Consider the following 23,829-nt stretch of genomic DNA (forward strand, 5'->3'; position numbering starts at 1 on the left):
ATCCGCAGACCGGTCTCCGGCGAGGGGAGGGGACTCGTCGCCGAACTCGGCAGCAGCAGCACCGCCTCGCCGGACACGGCCTTGCCCGCCGCCTCGGCCGCGGCGTCCCCCCAGCGCGGCAGCTCCGCGGCGAGGGTGCTCGCCGGAGCGGCGAAGGGGTGAGGGCGCACCTCGGCGTGGGAGGCCACCGGCTCCGCGCCGGCCGTCTCCTCCGCCCAGAGCACGAGTCTCCCGCCGTTCCAGGCGGCGTGGATCACGATCACGCCGTTTCCCTCACCTGGAGTGCGAGCCGCCCGCCGTCGCAGGCCGCGTGGATCACGAGCACGCCGTCTCCTCCCGCCAATTCGGAACGCTAGCAGCGGAAACAAGGCTCCCGAGCATCACTCGGTGGGCGGGAGCTTTACGGCCGTGTAGTGGCGCAGGTCGTCCTCGCCGAGCGGAGCTCCGGGGAGGGGCGACTCCGCGTCGGCGCGCAGGCCGTCCAGCATGATCTCCACCACGCGTCCCATGGCCTGCTCGTTGTGCATGCCCGGTGGCGTGTACACGTCCAGGGTCATCAGCAGGGCGATGTCGCCGGGGCCGACGTCGGCGCGCAGCACGCCGTCCGCCTGCGCCCGTTCGATCATCCGCAGGACGGCGACGATCACCCGCTGCCGCATCTCGTGCAGATCCGGGCCGACGCGCATCCGCTGGTGCAGGTGCGGTTCGAGCTTGGCCGGCAGCACGCCCAGCCGCAGGGCCACCGAGCCGCGCAGGAAACGGCACAACGCGTGCCAGGCGTCCGGCTCCTCGTGCCAGGCCGTCTCCGCCAGGTCCACAAGCCGGCGCAGGCTCTCCTCGCCGACCGCCCGGAGGAGCGCGTCCCTGTCGGGGAAGCGGCGGTAGAGCGTGCCGACGCCCACGCCGGCCCGGCGGGCGACCTCCTCCAGCGGCACGTCGACGCCCTGCTCCAGGAACAGCTCCTGGGCCGCGGCGACGATCAGGTCCCGGTTGCGGCGCGCGTCGGCGCGCAGCCCCTTCTCCACTGCCACCTCGCGAAGGATCTGGACGATTTTCCTCCGGTTAGGATACCGTCGCTTATGCGGAGGAAAATCTTCCGGTTAGGGGGTACGTGATGAGCACAGCGCTGATCTCGGGGGCCGGGATCGCGGGCCCGACGCTGGCCTACTGGCTGGCGAGGCACGGATTCCGGGTCACGGTCGTGGAACGCGGGGGGAAGCCCCGGTCCAGCGGCAACCCGGTGGACGTCAGAGGGCCGGCCGTCACGGTCGCGGAACGAATGGGCGTCATGCCCCGGCTGCGCCGGGCCGCCACCGGCACGACGGGGGTCAGCTTCGTCGACGCGGCGGGCAGGCGGGTCGGCCGGATGGACATGCGCGCCGTGCAGCGGCCGGACGAGGTCGAGGTGCCGCGCGGCGACCTCGCGTCGATCCTGTACGAGGCGAGCCGCGACCACGCCGAGTTCCTCTTCGACGACTCCATCACGGCGCTCGGCCAGGACGAGCATGGGGTGGACGTCGCCTTCGAGCGCGCCGCCCCCCGCCGCTTCGACCTGGTGATCGGAGCCGACGGCCTGCACTCGGTGACGCGGCGCCTGACGTTCGGCCAGGAGACGGGGACGCCGCAGAGCGGGCTCGTGCGCCACATGGGCCTGTACGTCGCGACGACGCCGCTCCCCGACGGGGCGGCCGGAGCGGGCCGGGACATTCTCATGCACAACACGCCCGGCAAGGCGATCGCCGTCAACCCCCGGCCCGCAGGCGCGTTCTTCCTCTACCGCAGCCCGGCGGCGCCGGGGTTCGACCACCGCGACACCGAGCAGCACAGGCGGATGCTGATCGACGCCTTCGCGGACGTGTCCTGGCGGGCGCCGGAACTGCTCGACCACGTACGCACCGCCGGCGACCTCTACTTCGACTCCGTCAGCCAGGTGCGCCTGCCCCGGTGGTGGAAGGGCCGCGTCGCGCTCCTCGGCGACGCCGCGTCCTGCGTGTCGCTGTTCGGGGACGGTTCCACCCTGGCCATGGCGGGGGCGTTCACCCTCGCCGAGGCACTGGCCGCCCACTCCGGCGACCCCGCGGCGGCCTTCCTGCGGTACGAGGCGGCGCACCGGCGCCTGGTGGACCCCAAGCAGCGCAACGTCGCGCAGGCGTCGGCGCTTCTCGCTCCCGCGACGCGAGGCGGCATCCTCGCCAGGAACCTGGCCACCCGCCTGTGGCCCGCCGTGGCCGCCGCCACACGGCTCAAGCATGCTCTCGCGTGGTGACACGCCGCCTGTTCATGCTTATACGGCATTAATGCAGGAAGGAGCAGGTTCTTATATAGGCTAATATGCGACCGATGGTTCAAATGTGGCAATTCCCCACCATTTTGGATCGCTGTGAGCTGCACTTAATCGCAGAAAGTGTTGCCCTGATTACAGGTGCTCCGGCCTGGCTTTAACATCTCTCCTCATGCGACTGTTCAGGCGTGGAGAGAGGATCGGAGACGAAGAGATCCTCACTCAGTACGGCAATAGAGACCGCCCCGTCAAAGGTCGGCCATTTAAGGATGAACCGGTAAAACCGCAGGTGGCGAACGCCGTCTCTTTGATGCGTGGCAAGCTGACAGTCGATGAAGCCGTCCGCTGCTTTCCGAACAGGCGGTCGGCCGCCGCCCCCGGTGAGGGTGTGAGATACGCGACAGCGGGAACCCCCCGGGAGGCGTTATTTCGCGTCAGGTTCACCCCGAACTCGTGGAACCTGGTTCGCGTTTCGGTGGAGAATCTAGACTCGAAGCGTCCGTGGACAGATGATGACAGGGATCGCTTCAACGCCTGCTTTGGAGATCCGGAGTGGAGGGAGGGTGACGATGAGTGATCAGATTCATCTGAGTATCGGTGCCGAGCCCTGGCGACCGGCCGACTCGACCAAGATCGATAAGGTGCTGAACCACTACGACATTCCACTCGCAGGGATCCTTCACCAGCGTGGCAGCTACTTCATCTTCGAGTGCCTGGAAGGCCACGCCAAGGACGCGAACATCTGGGCGTACGCGAAGATAGACCGAGCCGAGCGCAAGGCTATCCGGAAGGCCAAGGGCGAGGATCTGCAGAGGCTCTTCAACCACATCCTGAGCTCGCGCACCTTCACCGCGGCACTGGCGATCGATCACAGCATTGAGATCAGCGCGGAGGTCCGGGCGGCGCAGCTCAAGGTAGCCCCGGCGGCAGCGGCACAGCCTGTGGAGGCCCCCAAGGTGGCAGCCAGTCAGGCCATCCACATCAAGGTGGACCGCGTGCAGAACGCCGGAACCTTAGCTGCCGCCTGCTGATTGAGTGATCGTCGTTCGCCGACCTGCGGCACCGGCCTCGCCGTCGATCATGCCAGGCGTACGGCGACGGGGCCTCCGAGTTCAGGTCGCGGCCTGGGCGCGGAATCCGGACGTCCGCCAGGTGGCGCCGGTCGCGGTGACGGCGAAGGCCTCGTAGCCGTCCAGCTCCTCCACCCACTCCCGGGCGGCGCCGCCCATGGCGAAGGCGCCGGTGGCGTACGCGTCGGCCAGGGCGAGGTCGGGTCCGATCACCGTCACCGAGGCCAGTTCGGTGGCGGGCCGGCCGGTGTGGGGGTCGATGACGTGCGCCCCGCGCTCCGCGGTGCCCGAGGTCGCCACGGCGAGGTCGTTGCCCGACACCACGGCGGCGAGGTCTCCCGGGCGGAGCGGGTGGGCGACGCCGACCCGCCAGGAGCGGCCGGGGCCCGCCGCGCCGGACAGCCGCACGTCCCCGCCGCCGTTCACGCAGTGGTCCGGCGCGCCCGCCTCGCGCAGCATGGCGGCGGCCCGTTCGACCGCCCAGCCCTTGACGATGGCCGAGGGGTCGAGCCGGCCCCCGGGGTAGGCCGTGAAGTATCCGCGGGACCGGTCGCTCACCGATTCGCACATGCGGAGGATGCCGGCCACCTCCGGCGGGCAGTCGGCCAGGGTGATCTCGCCCCGGCCCAGCCGGCTGACCGGGCTGTCCGGCTTGTAGGTCGAGAAGACCTCGTCGACGTGGTGCAGCCAGGCCACCGCCTCCTCGATGGCCGCCGCGACAAACGGTGCGGCGTCGTCGTCTTGGTGACGTACGTCGAAGGAGAACACCGTCCCCATCACGTGCTCGACGTGGCGGGTCAAAGGCCGGCCTTGTCGAGCGCGCTCTGCAGGGAGCGGATGTAACCCTCGCTGGTGTAGGTGGCGCCGGAGACCGTGTCGATCTGGGCGGACTGCGCCGTCAGCGCCTCCTCGTTAAGGATCGGCAGGGCCTCGTTGTTGATCCTGATGTCGCGGTGGTTGTTCGCCGGGGCGTCGAGCACCTTGATGCCGGCCATCTTCCCACCGGAGATCACGATCGCCACCTGCACCGGTCCCCAGCGGGTGTCGGCGGAGTCGCCGGTGAGGGTCTGCCCACCGCTGGTGACACCCGCGGTGGCGCCCTGCCCGGTCCAGGATCCCGTGGGATTCGAGGAACCGGCGGCACCGGAGGAACCCGAGGAACCCGAGGAGCCGGCGGCACCGGAGGAGCTCCCGCCGACGCGGTCCCCGTCCCCGCCGTCGAACTCGTCGTCGTGGTCGCGGTCACGGCCGGAGAAGCCGTCGCCGGAGCCCTCCCCGCTCCCGCCCGCCGCCCCGGCGTCACGCTGGGTGACGGCGGCCGGACGCTCGGCAAGCGAGGTCACCTCGTGCGGTTTGAAGGACAGCAGCAGCACGAGACCGACGGCGGTCGCGAGCACGGCCAGTATTGCTCTGCGCATGGCACTTCCAATCCGGATGGTCAGAACTCGAACGACTCGTGGTGAATGCGGCGCTTCGGCACCCCGGCGGCCCGCAGGGCGGCGGTGACGGCGCTCGTCATCTCGGCCGGCCCGCAGACGTACGCCTCGTGGCGGGGCAGGTCCGGCACCAGCTCGGCGAGCGTCGCGGGGGTGAACGGGTCGCCGATCACGGCCCGGGGGCCGACGCAGTAGCGCAGGGTCGCGCCGCGCGCACTGGCGATCTCCTCGAGCTCGGCGCGGAACACCAGGTCCCGTTCGTCGCGCGCACGGTAGAGGAGGATCAGGTCGCCGGAGGCGGCCGGCACCGACTCGAACAGCGCGCGCAGCGGCGTGATGCCGACGCCGCCCGCGACGAGCAGCACCTTGCGCGCCCGGCGCCCGCTCGCGGTGAACGCGCCGTACGGCCCCTCGGCGAGCACCCGGGTGCCGGGCCGCAGACCGGCGAGAGAGCGGCTCTGGTCGCCCAGGTCCTTCACCGTGATCCGCATCTCGCTCGCACCGGGCGGGGCGGACAGCGAGTACGGGTTGGGGGACCACCACAGGTGCCTGGTCAGGAACCGCCAGCGGAAGAACTGGCCGGGCTCGGCCCGCAGCCGGTCCAGGCGCCGTCCGGTCACGTACACGGAGACGACCCCCGGAGCCTCGGGCACCACCCGGGAGACCCTCAGGCGGTGCCGCACGGCCAGCCGTACGGGCGTGAGAAAGCGATACCACACGATCAGCGCCGCGACGCCCCAGTAGAGGACGTACCAGGAGGTGCGGGCGACCGGGGCCACGGCGAACTCCGCGCCTGTGGCGAGCTGGTGCCCGAAGGCCAGCCACGCGGCCAGATAGGTGTAGAAGTGCAGGTGGAACCACGTCTCGTAGCGCAGCTTCGGGCGGATCTTACGGGCGGAGACGACACCGACGCCCACCAGGAGCAGCAGCGCGACGGTGGCCTTCAGCACGTCGGGATAGGTGAGGTTCAGCGTCACCGTCTCGCTCACCACGTCGGTGCGGTCGGTCAGCGCGTAACCCCAGATGATCAGCAGCATGTGCGCCACCGCCAGACCGACGACGTAGCGGCCGCCCATGGAGTGCCACCGGGCGAGCCGGTCGGAGCCGACGCCGCGCTCCAGCGCGGGGACCCGGGCCATCAGCGCCAGCAGCACGGCGATCGCGTATCCGGCGAGCAGCCCGGTGATGCGCCCCCCGTTCGTCAGCCAGTCGTCGAAGCCCGCGACGCTGGGCGTGTTCGCCCACCACATGCCGACGACCGCGACGACGCCCGCGGCGATGAGCGCAAGGACGGCCTCGGGGCGGGCGCGCACGCTCCGGCGCGGTGGACGCGCGTGACGGGCCGTCACCGCTGTCCCCGGATATGTCGTGGTCACGGGTGCCTCCTCGTCGTCATCACGCGACCCACCGTGCCAACCGAACCTCTTGTTTTCCTATGAACCGGGGCACCTGCGGATCATTCATAGGATTCTCTGAGGCGGCTCACAGGGTAGGCCCGGTGAGCGGGGAGGACCCTGTAAGCATCATGCGTAAGACTTCGAACGACCAGCCCGGACTGGTCCGCCCCGACGGAACCCCCGTACGCGTCCTCGTGGTCGACGACGAACCGGACCTCGTCGAGGTCCTCGCCGCGGTGCTGAAGTACGAGGGATGGGAGGTGCGCACGGCGGGTGACGGGACGTCGGCCGTGCAGGAGGCGCGGGAGTTCCAGCCCGACGCGGTGCTGCTGGACGTGATGCTGCCCGACTTCGACGGGCTTGAGGTGCTGCGCCGCCTGCGTGCCGAGGCCCCGGACGTGTGCGTGCTGTTCCTTACCGCGCGCGACGCGGTGGAGGACCGCATCGCGGGCATCACGGCGGGCGGGGACGACTACGTGACCAAACCGTTCAGCCTGGAGGAGGTGCTCGCCCGGCTGCGCGGGCTGCTGCGCCGCGCCGGCATGGCGCGCAGCGCCGAGGGCGACCGGCTGGTGGTGGGCGATCTGGTGATGGACGAGGACGCCCGCGAGGTGACCCGGGACGGGGAGCTGGTCGATCTCACGCCGACCGAGTTCGAGCTGCTGCGCTTCCTCATGCGCAACCCCCGGCGCGTGCTGAGCAAGGCGCAGATCCTCGACCGCGTCTGGTCGTACGACTTCGGCGGGCAGGCGCACGTGGTCGAGCTGTACATCAGCTACCTGCGCAAGAAGATCGACGCCGGCCGCAGGCCGCTGATTCACACGGTGCGGGGCGTGGGATACGTCCTGCGGCCGTGACAGCGCCGCCGTGACCGGCTCGCCGCGCCAGGCGGTGCCGCGCGAGACAGCGCCGCGCCGGACGGTGCCGCGTACGCGCCGCCGCCTGCTTCGCCTGGTGCCGACGACGCTGCGGGCCCGCCTGGTGGTGGGCACGCTGGTGCTGCTCGTGCTCGCCTGCGCGGCGGCCGGGGCGGCCTCGTCCCTCCTGCTCGAACGCTTCATGGTCGAACGAGTGGACCAGCAGCTGTCCGTGACGGCCGGGCGGTTCGCGGCGAGCCTGGCCCACGAGGAGCGTGAGCACGGGTATCCGCGCAATCCGTACGGCGAGCGCGGCGACTCGCGCGGCCAGGCCCCCGGCACGCTGGGCGTCCTCGTCCGGGACGGCCAGGTGGGCGAGCCGGCGGTGGTGGGCCGGGCCGACCCGGTCCTGTCCGCGGCGGACCAGAGGTTGCTGGCCGCCGTCCCCGCCGACGGGCTCGGGCACACGGTGGACATGTCCTCGGGCGGACTCGACGACTACCGGGTGATGGCCGTGGAGAACGACGACGGGGAGCTCCTCGTCACCGGCCTGCCCCTGGACGACGTGCGTGACACCGTGCAGCGCCTGCAGATGGCCGAGATCGGGGTGTTCGCCGTCGTCGTGCTCGTCACAGGTATCGCCGGGGCCGTCTGGGTGCGGCTGTCGCTGCGCCCGCTGGACCGGGTCGCGGCCACGGCCCGGCGCGTGGCCCGCCTGCCGCTGGCCGACGGTGAGGTGGAGCTGCCCGAGGGGGTGCCCGACGAGGACCCCCGCACCGAGATCGGCCAGGTGGGGGAGGCGTTCAACCGCATGCTCGGCCACGTGGGGCGGGCCCTCGCCCACCGCCACGCCAGCGAGCAGCGGATGCGCACCTTCGCCGCCGACGCCAGTCACGAACTGCGCACCCCGCTCGCCACCGTCCGCGCCCACGTCCAGCTCGCCCGGCGCGACGAGCGGGCCGTCCCCGGCGCCGTGCGGCACGCCCTGGAACGCATCGACGCCGAGTCGGCCCGCATGGGCACGCTCGTGGACGACCTGCTGCTGCTCACCCGGCTCGACGCCGGCCGCCCGCTGGCGCGCGAGGTGGTCGACCTGACCCGCCTGGCCATCGACGCCACCGGCGACGCCCGCGCCTACGGGCCCGACCACCGCTGGAGGCTCGATCTGCCCGAGGAGCCGGTCACCGTGCCCGGGGACCCCGACCGGCTGCACCAGGTGGTGGCCAACCTGCTGGGCAACGCCCGCGCGCACACCCCGCCCGGCACGACGGTGACCGTGGCCCTGCGTGTGCCCGGCCCGGACAAGGTGGAGCTGACCGTGACCGACGACGGCCCCGGAGTCCCCGAGGACCTGCGGGGCGAGATCTTCGAGCGCTTCGTCCGCGCCGACAAGGCCCGCACCCGGGCCTCGGGCGGCAGCGGCCTGGGGCTCGCGATCGTCAAGGCGGTGGTGGCCGCGCACGGCGGCACCGTCGACGTCGAGAGCCGTCCCGGCCGTACGGCGTTCCGGGTCATGCTGCCCGCCGGGCCTGTGCCGTCGGACAAGGCGCTTCTCGATTGATCCTGACCCGTGGTGATCGGTTCCGGTAATGTCGCCCCGTCCGATACCGGGAGGGGGACATGGCGGGGTTACGGGCGCTTCGTGCCGACGATCCGCGGCAGGTGGGCCTCTACCGGCTGCTCGGTCTGCTCGGCGAGGGCGGCCAGGGAACCGTCTACCAGGGACTGGCCCCGGGCGGTGAGCCGGTGGCGGTGAAACTGCTGCACGCGCGGTTCGCCGGGGACGACCGGGCGCGGGCGCGGTTCGCGGCCGAGCTGGACCACGCGCGCAGGGTGGCGGCGTTCTGCACGGCGCGGGTGCTGGACGCCGACGTGGCGGGGGATCGCCCCTACATCGTGTCGGAGTTCGTGGCGGGGCCGTCGCTGGGTGAGGTGATCGCCTCGGGCGGGCCGGTGACGGGCGGTGCGCTGGAGCGGCTGGCGATCGCGACGGTGACCGCGCTGGCGGCGATCCACGAGGCCGGGGTGGTGCACCGCGACTTCAAGCCGGGCAACGTCATCATGGGGGCGGACGGACCGCGGGTGATCGATTTCGGCATCGCGCGGGCGCTGGACGCCACCGGCACCATGTCGAGCGCGGTCGTGGGCACCCCCGCCTACATGGCGCCCGAGCAGATCGCGGGACAGGCGGTCGGTCCTGCCGCCGACGTCTTCGCCTGGGCCTGCACGATCGCGCACGCCGCCACCGGGGCCACGCCCTTCGGGCAGGACTCCATCCCCGCGGTCATGCACCGCATCCTGCACGCCGACCCCGACCTGGGCCCCCTCACCGGCGCACTGACCGGCCCGTTGCGCGAGATCCTCATCGCCTGCCTGGCCAAGGACCCCGCCCGCCGCCCCGCCGCCCGGCAGATCCTGCTGAGCCTCCTCGGCGCCGGCCATTCGGCCGACACCCTGCTCGCGGAAGGCGCCCGCGCGGCCGCCCATCCCGCCGCCCACCCCGGTCCCGGCGCCGGCCCACCGCCGTACGACGGGCCGCGGCCCTCCGACGCCCCGCCTCCGCGCACGCTGCCGCTGTCGTCCGCGCCTCCGGCCGCCGACGGCCCGCGGCCCGGCGCGCGGATGCTCGACGCGCCACCGATGATCGTGGCGGCGGTGCCGGCGCTGGGCGGGTTCATGGTGCTCCTGGACGGCACCGTGATGGGGACGGCCGTGCGCACGCTCTCCATGGACTTCGGGGCGTCGTACGCGGACGCGCAGTGGGTGATCACCGCCTACCTGCTGGCCGCGACGATGGTCATCCCTGTCACCGGATGGCTGGCTCAGCGGTTCGGGGCGGCGGCGGTGTGGATCACCGCACTGGTCCTGTCGCTGGCCGGCTCGGTCCTGTGCGGGCTGGCCTGGTCGTTCGGCGCCCTCATCGCCTTCCGGGTGATACAGGGACTCGGCGCCGGGATGGTCTTCCCGCTGAGCCGCATCCTCGTCGCCGAGGTCGCCGGCCGCGAGCGGCGCGGCCGGGCGATGGCCCTGATCGCGGTGGCCGTACAGGCGGCGCCCATCGCCGGGCCCGTCGTCGCGGGAGTGGTCATCGACGTGCTGTCGTGGCGGTGGATCTTCTTCCTCACCATCCCCCTGCTGCTGCTGACGAGCATCCTGTCCGCCGTGCTCCTTCCCTTCGCACCCGACCCGGCGGTCGCCGGCCGGCTCGACGTGGGCGGGCTGATCTGCCTGAGCGGCGGACTGACCGCGGTCGTCTTCGGGCTGAGCCGGATGGGCGGGAACGTCGCCTCGGTCGTCACGCCCGAGGTCGCACTCCCCTTGACGGCCGGGGTGGGGCTGCTCGCGGCGTACGTGGGGTGGGCGGCCCGATCCACCGGGCGGGTGGTGGATCCGCGTCTGTTCCGCGACCGCGCGTTCGCCGCCTCGGCCTCCGCGTCGCTGCTCCACCACTTCGCGCTCTTCGCCGCGGTGTTCCTGGTGCCGCTGTACTTCCAGACCGTCGACGGCCTGTCGGCCCGGCAGGCCGGCTGGTTGTTCGCCGCGCAGGGGGCGGGCACGCTCGTCGCGGTGCTCCTGGCCGGGTGGCTGGTCGACGTCTCGCGCAACGCGCGCCTGCCGGTCCTCGTCGGCCTCGCCCTGGTCGCGGCCGGCACGCTTCCGTTCGCGCTCGCCTCGGCGCACACGAATCCGCCGGTGCTGGTCGCGGCGTTGTTCGTCCGCGGCGTCGGGCTGGCGTTCGTCGGCACGCCCCTGATGACCAGCCTCTACCACTCGCTTCCGGAGGCGCGGATCCCGGCTGCGACGACGGCCAACGCCATGGGCGTGCAGGCCGGCGGCGCGGCGGGGACGGCGCTGATCGCGGTGGTGCTGGGATGGTCCACCGTCCCCGGCGTCGCGAACCTGAACTCGGGATTCCCCTCGGCGTTCTGGGCGATTCTGGTGGTCGTCGCGCTCACCGTGGTCCCCGCCCTGCTGCTGCCCGCGGGTGGGGCCCGCCGGACGAGCACGTGACCTATACCCCCCCTGTTTGAGGGGGTGCTGTGAAACAAATGTTGCATATGAGGAATACTTAGACGTTGGGGGGGCAGGGGGGTCTTTCTGAGCGGAGGTCCCTCCGCGACAAGAGAGGTGTGCAATGACCGCGACCGCTACCGAGCGCCGCACTGCTGACGGGCTTACCCACCCTTGGCCGGATGACCGCTACGAGGTCAGGTGCGACAGGGAGAGCCCGTTCACCGGTAGCCGTGATCGCTACCACTACGCCAAGAACGCCGTGGAGTCGGCGAAGGCGCTGGAGAGGGCGGGGCTCGCCCGCCGCGTTGTGGTCGTCAGGCTGGCGGACGAGACCGTCATCTACGACCGTGTCGGCGACGTGAACCTGCCTCCGGAGTCGTGGTGATCCGGCATGACACAGTGTGACATATCCGGTTGCGTCTGGTTCGTCTAACGGAAGACGACGATCCCCCGGGAGTGTGTCCCGGGGGATCGTCTGTGTAGGCATGGCCGGTTGCCGCCGCGCGGGGCGTCAGACGGGCGTGCAGCTGATGCTGGGAGCTCTGCCGCCGCCGCCCCCGCTGGTCATGAGGCCGAAGGCGGTCGAGCCGCCCATCGGAATGTCGCCGTTGTAGCTCTCGTTGCCGAACGCGTAGACGCCCGGCAGGCCGATCACCGGAAGCGACACGGCTCCCCCTACCTGGGTGACGACGGTGCCGTCGGTGTAACGCAACGACACGCGCCAGCCCTTGATCGCCGACGACCCGCTGTTGCTCACGGTCACCTGTGCGATCGCGCCGTGGCTCTGCGAACCGCCCCACACGGTGGTGATCGTGTAGGTCGCCGTGCAGCCGATCGAGTCCGCGGCCGCCGGGACGGCCGTGATCCCCGCGGTCGCCAGGACCAGGGCTGCCGTGGCGATCGTCCGTCTGATCATCGATCTCTCCCTTTCTCGGCGCTGACGTGGATACCCGCCTTCCCCAGAGAGGGGTCCGTCTGGGGAAGGCGGGCGGACTTGGGCGAGCCCGGGAACGCGGGCTACGCGGGGGTGCAGGTGACGGACGACGGGACGGTGTCCGAGCCGGTGCCGGTGAAGCCGAAGCTCGTGGTGGCGCCGGCGCTCAGGCTGCCGTTCCAGGACAGGTTCTTCACCGTGACGTTCGACCCGCTCTGGCTGACGGTGCCGCTCCACAGCTGGGAGACGGTCTGGCCGTTCGGGAACGACCAGGCCACCGTCCAGCCGGAGACGGCCGAGGTGCCGGAGTTGCGTACGGTGACGTCCGCCTGGAAGCCGCCCTGCCACGAGTTGGTGACCTTGTACGTCGCGGTGCACGCCTTGCCGGTCACCGGCGACGGCGACGGCGACGGCGACGGCGACGGCGACGGGGACGGGGACGGGGACGGCGAGACGGACGGGCTGGGCGACGGCGACGGAGACGGGGACGCGGACGGCGAGGCCGAGGGGCTGGGCGACGGGGACGCGGACGGGGAGACCGAGGGGCTGGGCGACGGGGACGGCTCGGTGCCCGGCGCGTTGCCCCAGATCTTGGTGGACCCCGAGTAGAGCGTCATGTTCTGCACCGTCGCCGGCGTGGACGGCGTAGTGGACACCCCGGTGTACGACCAGTCGTTCGACGGGTCCCACGAACCCGAGCTGGCGATGCGGAACTGCACCTCACGCCGCGACTCCGACTGTCCCTGCGGCGCGATGACCTGGCCCGAGCAGTCGATCGTGACGTAGTAGACCTTGCCGGAGAACTGCGTCGGGCCGGTCGGCGGCTTGCACTGGTTGTAGTTGGCCGTCAGCGTGATCTGGCTCGGCGTGGTGTCGCCGTCGAGGGTGAAGTAGTAGCGGAACGAACCGTCGGTCAGCGCGCGGGCGGGCCAGGCCGAGTGGTTGTAGACCAGCGTCTTGATCTCGGTGAAGTTCTGGCCGGTGGCGTTGAGCGCCGCCTGGAGGTAGATCTCCGGGCCGTCGGGGGTCTCCGCGACCGGGAAGTTCGCCAGCGGCGTGCCGCCGTACTCCTTGTACAGCCGCACCAGCGCGCTGGTGAAGCCGGCGTTGTAGTCGGTGGCGACCTCGTTCATCGTGTAGTCGGCACGGCTGTCGGTGTAGGCGTCGTCGGCCGACTTGGGGCCGCCGACCAGCGCGCCGTACAGGATGTGCCGGCTCTGCTCCGGCTCGCCGTTCAGGTTGTTGGTCCAGGTGCCGTGCGCGGTGCGGTGGTGCGGGTTGCGCGGCGGGTTGGTCCCGAAGCCGATCTCGTACGACGACTTGCGCGGGTTGTCGCCGAGCGCGTAGTTGATCTGCCGCACGGCGAAGTCGTGGTAGCGGGTCTTGCGGGTGGTGTCGGTCAGCCAGTCGCTGTAGTCGAGCGCGACGAACGCGGTGTTGGCGGCGTAGCGGAGCGAGCCCCACGAATCGAGCACGGCCTGGCCGCCGGGGGAGTAGTTCACCTTCTGCCCGTTGACGCCGACCGTCCACCAGTCGAGCCACCGGTTCGCGTCGTCGGCGTACTGCTGCTTGCCGGTCAGCTTGGCCAGCAGCACGTAGCAGCCGTACGACTTGTCGTCCCAGGCGATCGTCCACTTGTACGACTTGGTGGTCGACTGCGGCTCGGTGCCGAGGTTCGCGTAGTACGACTCGGCCTTGGCGAGGTAGGAGGAGTCCTGGGTGGCGCGGTAGAGCCAGATGGCGCCCCACACCAGCTCGTCGTTGTAGCCGCTCCAGGACTTGTAGAAGTTGGCCGCGTCGGTGATGCAGTCGCTGTACTTGCCCCGCACGGTGTCGGCGAACGTGTACAGCTGCTTGGCGTGGGTGAGGAGCTTGTCGGCGTACGACGGGTCGGTGGGCCGGAAGACGATCGAGGAGGCCGCCATCGCGGCCGCCGTCTCACCGGCCAGGTCGGCTCCGCCGCACGAGGAGTCGATCTTGTACGAGGGCCTGCTCATCGGCAGCACCTCGGCCGCCCCCCACCAGGCGTGGTCGGCGTTGCCGCTGCCGACCTGGCCGTACAGGACGTTGGGGGAGGGGTGCGCCTTGACGAAGTAGTCGTTGACGAAGCGCAGGCTGTTGAGCAGGTAGGTGAGCTGCCCGGACGAGGCGTAGGCGTCGCGGTAGTCCACCGCGCCCCACGCGAGCATCGTCGTGCTGAACGCCATCGGCAGGCCGAACTTGACGTGGTCGCCCGCGTCGTACCAGCCGCCGGTCAGGTCCAGGCCGGCGTCCTTGCCGTCGTTGAGCGCCGAGTCGCCGCGCCAGGTGACGCGGTTGGTGGACGGCAGCTTGCCGGACTGCTGGGCCTCGTAGAAGAAGAGCGACTTCTGCAACGCCTCGCCGTAGTTGAACGCGGGGGCCGCGGAAGCCGACATGGGGACCGCGGCCGGGACGACCGCGGTGGAGATGATCAGCGCCGCCAGTGCCGGGAACGTACGCCGCATGAAGATGTGCCTCACATGGGTGGGGGGTCGGGGGCGCGGCGGCGGGTCAGGCGCCGCCGCGCCCCGGCTTACTCGGTCGTGTCCCGCCGGGACACTTCCTTGGGGTGCGGTGAAGGGTCAGGCGACACCGCACCCCGGCTTACGGGGCGTGCTCAGCCGTTGGGGAAGAGCAGGCCGTACTGTCCGAGCGCGGTGGCCACATCGGTCTGCGCCCAGAAGCGGTGGTAGTGGAAGACCGGCGCGGATCCGCCGTTCAGGTACGACTGGACCTTCGGCCAGTCCGGGTCGTTCTTGTACCAGGACCGGATGGAGATGAAGGTCGAGTTGCTGTTGATCGGGTCGCCGTTCGGCATCTTGCCGGTCCAGCCGGACGGGACGTAGATCGGGTCGTCGAGGCGGTTGTAGTCCGTCTTGGTCTCGGCCACCGACACGCCCTTGGCGTCCTGGTCGTTCTTCCAGATGCCGTCGAGCAGCGCCTTGGCCGTGCTCTTGGCCTGGGCGTTGCCCGACTTGGCCGCGTAGAACATCAGCGTCTTGGCGTACGAACCGGCCACGCCGATGTCGTCGGTGTAGTCGGCGATGGTCACGTGCAGGCCGGTGTTGGCCGGCGGCATCCCGGTGCCGCTGAAGCTGGCGTCCGGCTGGCCGGTCCAGTGCAGCGTCGACGGGATCTGGAAGGTGCCGTCGGAGTTCACCGTGGTGCCGGACAGGGCCCAGGTGACCCACTTGTCGAGCACCGACTTGGCGTCGGCGTTGCCCGTGGCGTAGTAGTACTCGGCCACGCGCTCCATCGACCACGCCTGGAAGCCGAACCACTGGTTCGACGGCGGGTCATGGTAGACCGGCTGCCAGTCGTAGGCCATGCCGAAGAACTTCGGCAGCCCCGACGGCGGGGCGGCGTAGTGGCCCTCCCAGCTGTTGGTCGCGCCACCGGCGATGGCGCCCTCGGCCGACTGCAGCCACTTGTAGAACTGGATCTGCCGGGTGAGGCTGGTCGACCAGTCGCTGACCGCGGTGGCGCCCTTGGGCTTCAGCGCGTTGACGTTCGACAGCGCCCAGGCCGCCATCGGGTTCTGGTAGCCGCCGTGGTTGTGGCTGGAGCCGATGCGCCAGGCCCATCCGGCCGACGTGTCGTACGCGCCGCCCCAGGCGTAGTACCAGGACAGCAGGTAGTTCGACGCGTTCTTGCCGGTGCCCGCCGGGCAGGAGGTGCTGGTGCAGTTCGGCTGCTTGAAGTACTTGTCGTACATCGCGTAGCGCAGGTAGTCGCCCATCTTCGCGGCGTTGGCCACGGAGGTGGAGATCTGCGACTGCTTGCCCTGCTCGGTCGCCCAGGTCAGCGCCCAGTAGGCGGCCTGGACGGCGCGGGCGTCCGCGTCCGGCGCGTTGGTGTACTTCCACTGCTTGGCGTAGCTGCTGTCGCCGGTGAACAGGTCGAGGTACCCGTTCGGGCCGCCGAACTTGAAGGTGTCACACGACGGCTGAGGAATGGTCTCGAAGACCGACTCCTCGGGCCCGCGCTGGTAGGTGTTGATGTACGCCGGCTTGGTGGTGCCGTCGCCGCAGCGGCCGTAGCCGTAGGTGTTGTCGACGTCCAGCAGCCAGTGCATGCCGTAGATGTCGGAGGTGCCGTAGGCGGACTTCAGCTCGCCCGCGATCGGGTCGCTGCCGACGCTGACGCTGTTGTCCAGCTTCGACGGGTACTGGCTGATGTCGTTCCACTCACCCGCGTACGTCGCCGGCTTGCTGGCGTCGTACTTGTCGTTGGTGGGCTGGTCGGTGTGCGACGGGATGATGTACTTCTCCATCGTCGTCCACGCGGTGTTGAACTTCGACCAGTCACCGGTGATCTTGCCGTACATCGCCTCCAGCCACAGGTAGTAGCTGAATGCCTCGGACGTCGTCTCGTGGCCCTGGTCGGGAGCCTCCACGAGCAGCGTCTCGACCGAGTGGTACGGCACGCCCTGGGGCGAGAAGTACCCGTTGGCCGGGTCGTGGATCTTGTTGTACATCGTCATGAAGTTGTTGATGTACTGGTTGTCCCCCGGCGAGGGGCTCGTCGACGGCGACGCGGAGGGCGACGCCGAAGGCGAGGCGGAGGGAGACGCCGACGGCGACGCGGACGGCGACGCGGACGGGCTGGCCGAGGGGCTCGGGGACGGGCTCGGGGACGGGCTGACGGTCGCCCCACAGGTCACGCCGTTGATGGAGAACGAGGTGGGCTTGTTGTTGCTGCCGGACCACGTTCCCTGGAACCCGATGTTGGTCGTCGCGCCGGTGCCGAGGTTCCCGTTCCACGACATGTTCGTGGCCGTGACGGTGGCGCCGCTCTGGCTCCAGTTGGCCGACCAGCCGTTCGACAGCTTCTGCCCGTTGGGGAAGTTGAACTTGAGCGTCCAGCTGCTGATCGAGTCGCCCAGGTTCTTGATGTCCAGGCTGGCCGTGAAACCGCCCGATCCGGAACCCCAGGAGTTAAGCGCGTACTGGACGTCGCAGGACACGGCGGCGGACGCGGGGGTCTGCGCCAGCCCGACGAGGAGGCCGCCCGACACGGAGGCGGCCGCCAGCAGGGCGAGCCGTTTCCGCGATCGTGGGAGCGCTCCCGTACTCAGAGCTCTCGTTCGCATTTGAGGAGGGTCTCCAAAGTGGGTTGGGGGTGGGAGCATCGGGTGAAGAAATGCCAGGTAGCGGATTTCGTGACCGATGCGGGCAAGGGTGGATCTGAACCGATACGATGGGAGCGCTCCCACCTCAGGATTGTGGATTGGGCCCCCGGTATGTCAATGACGGGTTGCCGACGCCTCACGCGGTGACCTCCTCGGGCGGTGAGCCGGGGCCCCTTGCTGGCCTTTTGCCCGCCTCTGGCGGATGTGGCGCTAATTCATAACTGAAACTTTCATGTGTAACAGCCTGGCCGTTCACCCCGCCGAGCCCCGTGGTTAGGGCTCTCGGCTGCGGGTAGGCGCTTCCCAACCCTGGAAGGGAGGCAGGCCATGACCATCCAGAAGGAGTCGCTGTCCACGGGCGAACTCGTCCGCCGGCTGTCCGAGGACGTCTCCCGGCTGATCCGCGACGAACTGCGGCTGGCGCGGCTGGAAATGACTCGAAAGGGCAAACGCGCGGGCATGGGCGCGGGCCTGCTCGGCGCCGCGGGTCTCATCGCGTTCTACGGCGGAGGAGCCCTCGTGGCCACGGCGATCCTGGCGCTCGCGCTCGTGCTGCCGGCCTGGGCCAGCGCCCTGATCATCGGCGTCGCGCTGCTGGCGCTCGCCGGGCTGCTCGCCCTGGTGGGCAAGGAGCAGGTGTCCCGTGCGGCGCCGCCCACTCCCGACGAGGCGATGCGCAGCCTCAAAGCAGACATCGACGTCATGAAGGAGAGTGCGCGCAGATGACCGAGACCGAACCCGGAGCGGCCCGGCCGAACGCCGGGACCGTGGGTGTGCACAGACAGGACGTGTCCGAGCCTGTCACCGAGCCGGAGTCGCTGAACGCCGTACGGCAGTCGCGGCCCGGCCCCGAGCCCGTCGCCGCGGCCCGGGACACCGAGACCAGGGGCGAACACGAGGAGAAGGGGCACGACGAGATCGCCGAGGTCCGCCAGGAGATCGAGCGGACCCGCGACCACCTCGGCGACACGATCGAGGCCCTGGCCGCCAAGGCCGACGTGAAGGCACGGGCGCAGGAACGCGTGCACGCGACCACCGCGGCCGCGCGGGCCAGGGTGGCCGGTGTCACCGGCCGCGTGCGCGAGGCCACGCCGCAGCCGCTGCGCGGAGCCGCAGGCAGGGTCGGCGAGCAGGCGAAGCGTCGTTCCGGCCTGATCGCCGCCGCCGGAGCCGCGGGCACCGCGCTGCTGCTGCTGCGCCGGATCACCCGGAGCCAGGGCCGTATGACGAGGCCCGGTGTGTCCGGCATGTTCCAGAAGCCGGGCATCTCTGGCAAGGGGGGCGTGTCGAGGATGCGCGGCTTCGGCGGAGCCCGCACGGGCAGAGGGATGCTCGGCACGTCCGGCAAGATCGGCATGCCGCGCGGCGGATTCCGGATGTTCGGCTCCCGGATGTTCGGCGCCAAGAGCAGGTTCGGCGGCATCGGCCCGCTCGGCGGCAAGGGCGCGTTCGGCGGGAAGAGGACGCCCGGTGGCATGAGCATGTTCGGCGGGAAGAGGACGCCCGGTGGCATGAGCATGTTCGGCCGCAAGAGCAGGTTCGGCGGGACGAGCATGCGCGGCATGTTCGGCCGGTCCCGCGTGTTCGGCGGTCGCCGGATGTTCCCGCAGCCACGTCGCACGCTCATGCGGAGGTTCGCTCACCGATGACCGACCCCGAGGACGAGCAGGGGCCGCTGGAGAGGCTGTCGCGCCGCGACTGGATCGGAGTGGTCAAGCGCACGGCCAAGGAGTTCAAGGAGGACAACGTCCCCGACTGGGCGGCCTCGCTGACGTACTACGCCGTCCTCTCGATCTTCCCCGGGCTCATCGTGCTGGTGTCGATACTCGGCCTGCTGGGGCAGAGCGCCACCGGCCCGCTGCTCGGGAACATCAAGTCGCTGACGCCGGGGCCGGTCCAGCAGATGCTGCAGACCGGCCTCGCCAACGTCCAGCAGCACCAGGGCACCGCCGGGGTGTTCGCCATCACGGGTCTGCTGCTCGCGCTGTGGGCGGCCTCCGGCTACATGGGGGCGTTCATCCGGGCGACCAACGCGATCTTCGACATCCGCGAGGGCCGTCCGTTCTGGAAGGTGACCCCGCTCCGGGTGGGGCTGACGCTGCTGCTGGTGATCCTGATGGCGGTCTCCGTGCTCGCCGTCACCTTCACCGGCCGTCTCGCCGAGATCGCGGGGAACCTGCTCGGCCTCGGGCCCGCCGCGGTCACCGTCTGGGGCATCGTGAAGTGGCCGGTCCTCGTGCTGCTCGCGGCGGGCATGATCACGTTGCTCTACTACGCCGCGCCCAACGTCCGCCAGCCCGGCGTGCGGTGGCTCAGCCCCGGCAGCCTGTTCGCCGTCGTGGCCTGGGTCGTGGTGTCCGCCGGCTTCGGGCTGTACGTCGCGCGGTTCGGCTCCTACAACAAGACGTACGGCACGCTCGCGGCCGTGGTCGTCTTCCTCGTCTGGCTGTGGCTGTCGAACATCGTCATCCTGAGCGGCGCGGAACTCGACGCCGAGCTCCAGCGCGGCCGCAAGATCGCCGAAGGTGAGTCCCCTGCGGAGCCGTACGTCGACCCCCGTGATCCCCCGAAGAACCCCGAGCCCGAGGAAGGCCTGAGCGAGGTTCCAGGGACACGGCGTGCAGCGCGCCAGGAAGCCGACGCGCCATAAGGCGGCGCGCCCGGCATCGATGCCTCGCTGCCGGAGAGACATTGTGAGACAGGCCCGGCCCGGTGCCGGGCTCTCTCATGACTGCGGCGCTTCTCATGGCTGAGGCGCCGGAGACCGGCCGTCGTCCGCGCCGGGCGCGCCGGGCGCGGCGGACGGGGCGGCGTTGCGGCGGGCGCGGAGCGCGCGAACTCTGCCCCGGCTCGCGCACGCGGGGGACGGGCACCAGCGCCGGCGCCCCGGCGGGTCGACGAAGACGCCCCTGCAGTCGGGCTCGGGGCAGCTCTTCAGGGCCAGCCGGTCGGAGCCGGTCATCTGGTCCACCGCCTGACGGGCGATCCGGGCCAGGGCGTGCGCCGTGGTCGCCGGGGGCTCGCGCCGCAGCCGGTCGTCCGCGCTCAGCCGGACCGGATCGTCGTGCTCGCCGAGGAAGGTGGACAGGTGGGTCACGGCGTCCGCCGGTGGCGGCCGCTCCTCGACGGTGGCCAGCGCGAGCGAACGCAGCGCCTCCCGCAGCGCCCACGTGCGGTGCAGGTCGTCCTGTCCCGGCGGCCGGGCCGGGGACAGCTCGCACCGCTCCAGCCACTCCGCCAGGCGGGCGGGAGTGGCCAGCCGTTCCACGGGCGCCGCGCTGAACGTTCGGCCTCTGGTGGCGAGCAGGTTCAACCAGACGGCGCCGCAGTCGAAGCGGAAGGCGAGCCTGTCGTCCTTGGTCACGACATCAGGGTAACGCTTCAGCCGTTACGTCCCTACAGTCCTCCTCGTAACGTCCAAGGCGTTACTTCGGTGAGGAGGAGTGGGACATGACGACAAGGCGGGTGCAGCGGGAGCGGCTGGGGCGGACCCGGCTGGATCGCGAGGAGGGATCCCCCTGCATCGGCGTGCCGGCGCCGGGGCTGTGCGCCGCCGCCCCGGCGCTGGGCGACGCGGAGCGGGAGGACGGACGATGACGGCGGCCGTCCGGACCGTGCTCGGGGACATACCGCCCGAGGAGCTGGGGGTCTGCGACGCCCACGATCATCTGTTCTTCGCCTCGCCGGCCCTGCCGGGTCAGGAGCTGGACGACGCCGGGGCTGCGCTCGCCGAACTCGACGCCTTCGCCGCTCTTGGCGGACGTGCGGTGGTGCAGTGGACCCCCTGGGGGCTGGGGCCGCGGGCGGGAGAACTGCCGGGCCTGTCCCGGCGGTCCGGTGTGCACGTCGTCTCCGCCACCGGCCTCCACCAGGCCAGGCACTACGACCCGGACGAGCTGCGGCGCGTCCGCGGCGGGCTGGCCGGCCTGTTCGTCCGCGAGCTGACCGCCGCTCCCGTGAGAGCCGGCCTGATCAAGGTCGCCGGCGCCTATCACCGGCTCGACGACCACGCGCGGCACGTCATGGCGGCCGCCGCCGAGGCGCACCACGCCACCGACGCGCCCATCGGCGTCCACCTGGAGGCCGGAACCGCGGCCATGGACGTGCTCGACCTGCTGTGCCGTACGCACGGTGTCCCTCCGCACCGCGTGATCCTCGGGCACCTGCACCGGTTCCCGGACGCGCGCGTCCACAGGGAGGCCGCCGAGGCCGGTGCGTTCCTGGCGTTCGATGGTCCGTCGCGGGCGCACCACACCGGTGACTGGCGCCTTCTGGACTGCCTGGAAGCGCTCGCCGGCGCGGGACACTCCCACCAGATCCTGCTCGGCGGCGACACGGTCACGGCGGCGGCCCGTTCCGGCGCCGACGGTCCGGGCATGCCGTTCCTGCTCGGCGGCCTGCGCCCGCGGATCGAGCGGGAGCTCGGCCCCGGCGTCGCATCGGCGATCTTCGTCGAGAATCCGGCCCGGGCGTTCGCGGTCGGCTGGCGGCGGCCGTGAACCCGGGGAAGGGGCTCGGCCGGCGCGGGCCCGGGCTCACCCCGCCGGGAGCTGATCCAGAATAGTATTCTGGTGTGACGGTCCATGAAGCCCGCATCGGGCGCTATTACGAGGACTTCGTGGTCGGCGACGTCTACCAGCATCCGCTCGGCCGGACGGTCAGCGAGGCCGACAACACCTGGTTCACGCTGCTGACGATGAACACCAACCAGAACCACTTCAACGCGCACTTCGCCGCTCGGGCTCCGGTCGGGAAGATCATCGTGAACTCGGGGCTCTCGGTGGCGATCGTGCTCGGGCTGTCGGTCATCGACGTCAGCCAGACGGCCATGATGAACCTCGGCTGGGACGAGATCCGGCTGACCCATCCGGTCTTCGTGGGCGACACGCTGTACGCCGAGTCGATCGTGGTGGACAAGCGCGAGTCGAGGTCCCGGCCGTACGCCGGGATCGTCACCTGCCGCACCCGGGGCCTGAACCAGGACGGGGACGAGGTGATGTCCTGGCGGCGCGCGGTGATGGTCTACAAGCGCGACGCGCCGCACGACAAGGGGTATTTCCCGCGTGCCAAGACCGGCCCGATGGAGGCGTAGTGGACTTCGAGCTCAACGAGGAGCAGCGGCTGTTCCGGCAGACGTTGCGGGAGTTCGTGGACAAGGAGATCGTCCCCGTCGCCTCCGAGTGGGAGCGCACCGGCCGCTACCCGGAGGAGATCGTCCGGCGGTTCGCGCAACTGGGACTGTTCGGCATCACCGTCCCGGAAGAGTACGGCGGGCTCGACCTCGACCGGGTGTCGTTCGCCCTCGTCTTCGAGGAGATCGCCCGGGGCTGGATGGGCGTGGCGGGCATCCTCGGCTCCCATTCCCTGTCCACCTGGATGATCGCCGAATACGGCACGGACGAGCAGCGCCGCCACTACCTGCCCGACCTGGCCACCGGCGCCCGCCGCACCGGGATCGCGCTGACCGAGCCGGGCGCGGGCACCGACCTGCAGGGCATCGCCACCCGGGCGGTCCGCGACGGCGACCACTACGTCGTCACCGGGACCAAGACGTGGATCACCAACGCGCGGCACGCCGACCCGCTGCCCGTCCTGGTGAAGACCTCGATCGAGACGCCCGCCCACCGCGGGATGTCGGTGCTGCTGGTGGACGCCGCCAGCGAGGGCCTGACCGTGAGCCGCGACCTGCCCAAGCTGGGCTACAAGGGCACCGAGACATGCGAGGTCGTCCTCGACGGCGTGCGCGTGCCGGCGTCGCGGCTGCTCGGCGGCACGGAGGGGCGCGGCATGCAGCAGGTGCTGTCGGCGCTCGAACTCGGCCGTCTCAACATCGCCGCCCGGGCCGTCGGCGTCGCCCAGTGCGCCTACGACGCGGCCCTGGGCTACGCCCGGGAACGGCACGCGTTCGGGCAGCCGATCGCCGGCTTCCAGGCGATCCAGCTCAAGCTGGCCGACATGGCGACCGACATCCAGGCGGCCAGGCTCATGACGTACTGGGCCGCCGTGCGGTCGGAGGCGGGGCCGGTGCGCAGCGAGGCCGCGATGGCGAAGTACTTCGCCTCGGAGACGGCGCTCAGAGCGACGATGGAGGCGATGCGGATCCACGGCGGGTACGGCTACTCGCAGGAGTTCGTGGTCGAGCGTCTCTACCGGGACGCGCCGCTCATGGCGATCGGGGAGGGCACCAACGACGTGCAGCGGCTGATCATCGCCAAGGCCCTCGTCGAGGGCGACGCCACGCTCGGCTGGTGACCGTGGACGGCTGCCTGTTCTGCGAGATCGCGGCGGGGGAGCGGCCCGCCTGTGTGGTGCTGGACGACGAGGTGGCGGCGGCCTTCCTCGACACCCGGCCGGTGTTCAAGGGGCATGTGCTCGTCGTGCCGCGCGGCCACGTCGAGACGCTGCCCGACCTTCCGGCGGAGGAGGTCGGACCGTTCTTCGCCCGGGTCCAGGCCGTCGCGCGGGCGGTCGAGGCGGGCACCGGCGCGGCCGGCACGTTCGTCGCGATGAACAACCGGATCAGCCAGAGCGTGCCCCACCTGCACGTCCACGTCGTGCCGCGCAACCGCAAGGACGGCCTGCGCGGCTTCTTCTGGCCCCGGGTGAAGTACGACGGCGACGCCGAGATCGAGGACTACGCCGCCCGCATCCGCGCCGCGCTGAACGAACCTCCCCACCTGTGAATCTA

General features: G+C 71.0%; 23 protein-coding genes. 15 read left to right on the plus strand and 8 right to left on the minus strand.

Annotated elements, in window-relative coordinates:
• Positions 1 to 380: 380 nt before the first annotated feature.
• Positions 381 to 1,031 carry a TetR/AcrR family transcriptional regulator gene (locus QSK36_RS03495; RefSeq protein WP_285781310.1) on the minus strand — a complete coding sequence of 217 codons (651 nt, stop codon included), beginning with the start codon at positions 1,029 to 1,031 and terminating at the stop codon, positions 381 to 383.
• A gap of 83 nt (positions 1,032 to 1,114) precedes the next feature.
• Here QSK36_RS03495 and QSK36_RS03500 point away from each other — a divergent pair, with 83 nt between their 5' ends.
• From QSK36_RS03500 to QSK36_RS03510, 3 genes are all read left to right on the plus strand, one after another.
• Positions 1,115 to 2,266, plus strand: a complete 1,152-nt coding sequence (locus QSK36_RS03500) for an FAD-dependent monooxygenase (protein WP_285781311.1) — start codon at positions 1,115 to 1,117, stop codon at positions 2,264 to 2,266.
• A 187-nt stretch (positions 2,267 to 2,453) separates the two neighbouring features.
• Positions 2,454 to 2,858, plus strand: a complete 405-nt coding sequence (locus QSK36_RS03505) for a P-loop NTPase family protein (RefSeq protein ID WP_285781312.1) — start codon at positions 2,454 to 2,456, stop codon at positions 2,856 to 2,858.
• Positions 2,851 to 3,312, plus strand: a complete 462-nt coding sequence (locus tag QSK36_RS03510; protein WP_183536622.1) for a hypothetical protein — start codon at positions 2,851 to 2,853, stop codon at positions 3,310 to 3,312. Before QSK36_RS03505 ends, QSK36_RS03510 begins: the two co-directional genes overlap by 8 nt.
• An 81-nt stretch (positions 3,313 to 3,393) precedes the next feature.
• Here the strand turns inward: QSK36_RS03510 and QSK36_RS03515 are convergent, their stop codons facing one another.
• From QSK36_RS03515 to QSK36_RS03525, 3 genes are read right to left on the minus strand one after another with little or no spacing between them, the layout of a single operon-like run.
• Entirely contained in the window at positions 3,394 to 4,152 is a 759-nt protein-coding gene (locus QSK36_RS03515; protein WP_285781313.1) for an FAD:protein FMN transferase, read from the minus strand.
• Positions 4,149 to 4,769, minus strand: coding sequence for an FMN-binding protein (locus QSK36_RS03520; protein ID WP_285781314.1), 621 nt, complete (start codon positions 4,767 to 4,769; stop codon positions 4,149 to 4,151). Before QSK36_RS03520 ends, QSK36_RS03515 begins: the two co-directional genes overlap by 4 nt.
• A 20-nt stretch (positions 4,770 to 4,789) precedes the next feature.
• Positions 4,790 to 6,163 (minus strand): ferredoxin reductase family protein, encoded by a 1,374-nt coding sequence (locus tag QSK36_RS03525; RefSeq protein WP_285781315.1) that lies wholly within the window; start codon positions 6,161 to 6,163, stop codon positions 4,790 to 4,792.
• Positions 6,164 to 6,312: 149 nt separating this feature from the next.
• Between QSK36_RS03525 and QSK36_RS03530 the strand changes: the two genes are divergently transcribed.
• The 4 genes from QSK36_RS03530 to QSK36_RS03545 all read left to right on the plus strand — a co-directional run bounded on the left by QSK36_RS03530 (position 6,313) and on the right by QSK36_RS03545 (position 11,440).
• Positions 6,313 to 7,041, plus strand: coding sequence for a response regulator transcription factor (locus QSK36_RS03530; protein ID WP_139574907.1), 729 nt, complete (start codon positions 6,313 to 6,315; stop codon positions 7,039 to 7,041).
• Between the two features lie 10 nt (positions 7,042 to 7,051).
• Positions 7,052 to 8,602, plus strand: a complete 1,551-nt coding sequence (locus QSK36_RS03535) for a sensor histidine kinase (protein ID WP_285781316.1) — start codon at positions 7,052 to 7,054, stop codon at positions 8,600 to 8,602.
• A 59-nt stretch (positions 8,603 to 8,661) separates the two neighbouring features.
• Positions 8,662 to 11,052, plus strand: coding sequence for a DHA2 family efflux MFS transporter permease subunit (locus QSK36_RS03540; RefSeq protein ID WP_285781317.1), 2,391 nt, complete (start codon positions 8,662 to 8,664; stop codon positions 11,050 to 11,052).
• A 124-nt stretch (positions 11,053 to 11,176) separates the two neighbouring features.
• Positions 11,177 to 11,440, plus strand: coding sequence for a hypothetical protein (locus QSK36_RS03545; protein ID WP_139574909.1), 264 nt, complete (start codon positions 11,177 to 11,179; stop codon positions 11,438 to 11,440).
• A 126-nt stretch (positions 11,441 to 11,566) separates the two neighbouring features.
• On the opposite strand, the gene QSK36_RS03550 is transcribed toward QSK36_RS03545, so the two are convergent.
• The 3 genes from QSK36_RS03550 to QSK36_RS03560 form a co-directional block, all read right to left on the minus strand.
• The gene (locus tag QSK36_RS03550) at positions 11,567 to 11,971 is read right to left on the minus strand and encodes a cellulose binding domain-containing protein (RefSeq protein WP_183536628.1); all 405 of its coding nucleotides are present in this window, start codon (positions 11,969 to 11,971) and stop codon (positions 11,567 to 11,569) included.
• A 101-nt stretch (positions 11,972 to 12,072) separates the two neighbouring features.
• A complete protein-coding gene (locus tag QSK36_RS03555; protein WP_352239600.1) occupies positions 12,073 to 14,475 on the minus strand; it encodes a glycoside hydrolase family 9 protein in 2,403 nt (800 codons plus the stop codon).
• Positions 14,476 to 14,627: 152 nt separating this feature from the next.
• Positions 14,628 to 17,102 carry a glycoside hydrolase family 48 protein gene (locus tag QSK36_RS03560; RefSeq protein WP_183536632.1) on the minus strand — a complete coding sequence of 825 codons (2,475 nt, stop codon included), beginning with the start codon at positions 17,100 to 17,102 and terminating at the stop codon, positions 14,628 to 14,630.
• A 366-nt stretch (positions 17,103 to 17,468) separates the two neighbouring features.
• On the opposite strand from QSK36_RS03560, the gene QSK36_RS03565 reads away from it, so the two are divergent.
• From QSK36_RS03565 to QSK36_RS03575, 3 genes are read left to right on the plus strand one after another with little or no spacing between them, the layout of a single operon-like run.
• A complete protein-coding gene (locus tag QSK36_RS03565) occupies positions 17,469 to 17,867 on the plus strand; it encodes a phage holin family protein (RefSeq protein ID WP_139574913.1) in 399 nt (132 codons plus the stop codon).
• Positions 17,864 to 18,790: a DUF3618 domain-containing protein gene (locus QSK36_RS03570; protein WP_285781318.1), complete on the plus strand. Its 927-nt coding sequence runs from the start codon at positions 17,864 to 17,866 to the stop codon at positions 18,788 to 18,790. Before QSK36_RS03565 ends, QSK36_RS03570 begins: the two co-directional genes overlap by 4 nt.
• Positions 18,787 to 19,791 carry a YihY/virulence factor BrkB family protein gene (locus QSK36_RS03575; protein ID WP_183536638.1) on the plus strand — a complete coding sequence of 335 codons (1,005 nt, stop codon included), beginning with the start codon at positions 18,787 to 18,789 and terminating at the stop codon, positions 19,789 to 19,791. Before QSK36_RS03570 ends, QSK36_RS03575 begins: the two co-directional genes overlap by 4 nt.
• Positions 19,792 to 19,884: 93 nt before the next feature.
• Here QSK36_RS03575 and QSK36_RS03580 read toward each other — a convergent pair whose 3' ends face one another.
• On the minus strand, positions 19,885 to 20,505 hold the full coding sequence (locus QSK36_RS03580; RefSeq protein ID WP_285781319.1) for a CGNR zinc finger domain-containing protein: 621 nt from the start codon (positions 20,503 to 20,505) through the stop codon (positions 19,885 to 19,887).
• 86 nt (positions 20,506 to 20,591) lie between these two features.
• On the opposite strand from QSK36_RS03580, the gene QSK36_RS03585 reads away from it, so the two are divergent.
• The 5 genes from QSK36_RS03585 to QSK36_RS03605 all read left to right on the plus strand — a co-directional run bounded on the left by QSK36_RS03585 (position 20,592) and on the right by QSK36_RS03605 (position 23,824).
• Complete coding sequence (locus tag QSK36_RS03585) at positions 20,592 to 20,738, plus strand: hypothetical protein (protein WP_285781320.1); 147 nt, start codon at positions 20,592 to 20,594, stop codon at positions 20,736 to 20,738.
• Positions 20,735 to 21,640, plus strand: coding sequence for a phosphotriesterase family protein (locus QSK36_RS03590; protein WP_285781321.1), 906 nt, complete (start codon positions 20,735 to 20,737; stop codon positions 21,638 to 21,640). The genes QSK36_RS03585 and QSK36_RS03590 overlap by 4 nt, the downstream gene beginning before the upstream one ends.
• A 74-nt stretch (positions 21,641 to 21,714) precedes the next feature.
• A complete protein-coding gene (locus QSK36_RS03595) occupies positions 21,715 to 22,233 on the plus strand; it encodes a MaoC family dehydratase (RefSeq protein WP_182899286.1) in 519 nt (172 codons plus the stop codon).
• Positions 22,233 to 23,393: an acyl-CoA dehydrogenase family protein gene (locus tag QSK36_RS03600; RefSeq protein ID WP_285781322.1), complete on the plus strand. Its 1,161-nt coding sequence runs from the start codon at positions 22,233 to 22,235 to the stop codon at positions 23,391 to 23,393. The genes QSK36_RS03595 and QSK36_RS03600 overlap by 1 nt, the downstream gene beginning before the upstream one ends.
• Positions 23,390 to 23,824, plus strand: coding sequence for an HIT family protein (locus QSK36_RS03605; protein WP_310739086.1), 435 nt, complete (start codon positions 23,390 to 23,392; stop codon positions 23,822 to 23,824). Before QSK36_RS03600 ends, QSK36_RS03605 begins: the two co-directional genes overlap by 4 nt.
• The last annotated feature ends 5 nt before the right edge of the window (positions 23,825 to 23,829 follow it).

The organism is Microbispora sp. NBRC 16548 (assembly GCF_030268985.1).
Taxonomy (GTDB): Bacteria; Actinomycetota; Actinomycetes; order Streptosporangiales; family Streptosporangiaceae; genus Microbispora; species Microbispora catharanthi.